The 1,813-nt window shown below is 67.8% G+C and carries 2 protein-coding genes; both read left to right on the top strand.

All coding sequences use genetic code 11. From position 1 onward, the window contains the following. Positions 1-210, top strand: a 210-nt coding sequence (locus XM50_RS00205) for a potassium-transporting ATPase subunit KdpA (RefSeq protein ID WP_046406340.1), incomplete at its 5' end; no start/stop codon positions are given. 12 nt (positions 211-222) lie between these two features. Further along, positions 223-1,813, top strand: a 1,591-nt coding sequence (gene kdpB / locus XM50_RS00200; RefSeq protein ID WP_046406339.1) for a potassium-transporting ATPase subunit KdpB, incomplete at its 3' end; no start/stop codon positions are given.

Genomic DNA, 1,813 nt, shown 5'->3' with positions numbered 1-1,813 from the left:
GTCATCGTGCCGATGCTGGCGATCGCCGGTGGTCTTGCGGCCAAGAAGCACACGCCGGAAAGCGCGGGCTCGTTCCCGACCACCGGTGGTCTGTGGATCGGCCTGCTGGTCGGCATCGTGCTGATCCTGGGCGGTCTCACCTTCCTGCCGAGCCTCGCGCTCGGTCCCATCGCCGATCATCTCGCGATGATCCGCGGCCAGCTGTTCTGATCGGGGGCCACCATGGCAAAAGCCCAATCTCAAAAAACTTCGGCCAAGAGCCTGTTCACGGCCGATCTGGTCGTGCCGGCGGTCAAGGCTTCGTTCCTGAAGCTCAATCCCAGGGAACTCGTCCGTAACCCGGTGATGTTCGTCACCGCGGTCGTCGCACTGCTGATGACGATCCTGCTTGTCGTCGGACACGACGATCTCAGCGTCGCCTTCAAGGCGCAGCTCGCCGTCTGGCTGTGGCTGACGGTGCTGTTCGGCACCTTTGCCGAGGCGCTGGCCGAAGGGCGTGGGAAGGCGCAGGCTGCCAGCTTGCGCGCGACCAAGGCGGAACTGACCGCCAAGCGGCTGAAGGGCGACGGCCGTCAATATGACGATGTCCCCGCGAGCCAGCTGAAGGTCGGCGATATCGTGCTGGTCGAGACCAATGACCTGATCCCCTCCGATGGCGAAGTCGTCGCGGGCGTCGCCAGCGTCAACGAGGCCGCGATCACGGGCGAAAGCGCGCCGGTGATCCGCGAGGCGGGCGGTGATCGGTCAGCCGTCACCGCGGGTACGCGCGTCATCTCGGACGAGATCCGCGTGAAGGTGACGGTGGAGCCCGGCAAGGGCTTTCTCGATCGGATGATCGCGCTGGTCGAGGGGGCGGAGCGGCAGAAGACGCCGAACGAGATCGCGCTGACGATCCTGCTCGTCGGGCTGACGATCATCTTCCTCATCGCTGTGGCCACGATCCCCGGCTTCGCCTCCTATGCCGGCGGCGGGATCCCGGTGGCGATGCTCGTCGCATTGCTCATCACGCTGATCCCGACGACGATCGCGGCGCTGCTCTCCGCGATCGGCATCGCTGGCATGGACCGGCTGGTGCGGTTCAACGTGCTCGCCAAATCCGGCCGCGCGGTGGAGGCGGCGGGGGACGTTGACGTGCTGCTGCTCGACAAGACGGGCACGATCACCGTCGGCGACCGGGCGGCGAGCGAGTTTCGCGCGATCAGCGGCACCAGCGTGCAGGCGCTCGCCGAAGCCGCGCTCCTGGCGAGCCTGGCGGACGAGACGCCGGAGGGCCGCTCGATCGTGATGCTGGCGCGTGAGGCGTTCGGCGTCACCATCACGACGTTGCCCGATGGAGCGGAGGTGATCCCGTTCACCGCCCAGACGCGGCTTTCCGGCGTCAGGGCCGGGGGCTCGTTGATCCAGAAGGGGGCGGTTGATTCGGTGTTGCGCGCCAACCCCGGCGTTGGCGAGACGGCGGCGGCGACCGAGCTTCGCCGCATCACCGACGAGATTGCCCGGGGGGGCGGCACGCCGCTGGCGGTGGTGCAGGATGGACGGCTCCTGGGAGCGATCTTCCTCAAGGACGTGGTGAAGGCTGGCATCCGCGAACGGTTCGGGGAGCTGCGCCAGATGGGCATCCGCACGGTGATGATCACCGGCGACAATCCGCTGACCGCCGCCGCGATCGCTGCCGAGGCCGGGGTGGACGATTTCCTTGCCCAGGCAACCCCCGAGGACAAGCTGGCCCTGATCCGGAAGGAGCAGACCGGCGGCCGATTGGTGGCGATGTGCGGAGACGGCACCAATGACGCGCCCGCGCTGGCGCAGGCCG

Source organism: Sphingomonas sp. Ag1, from assembly GCF_000980895.1.
Lineage (GTDB): Bacteria > Pseudomonadota > Alphaproteobacteria > Sphingomonadales > Sphingomonadaceae > Sphingomonas > Sphingomonas panaciterrae.
The sequence above is the reverse complement of the archived record's forward strand: the minus strand, read 5'-3'. Positions and strand labels throughout refer to the sequence as shown.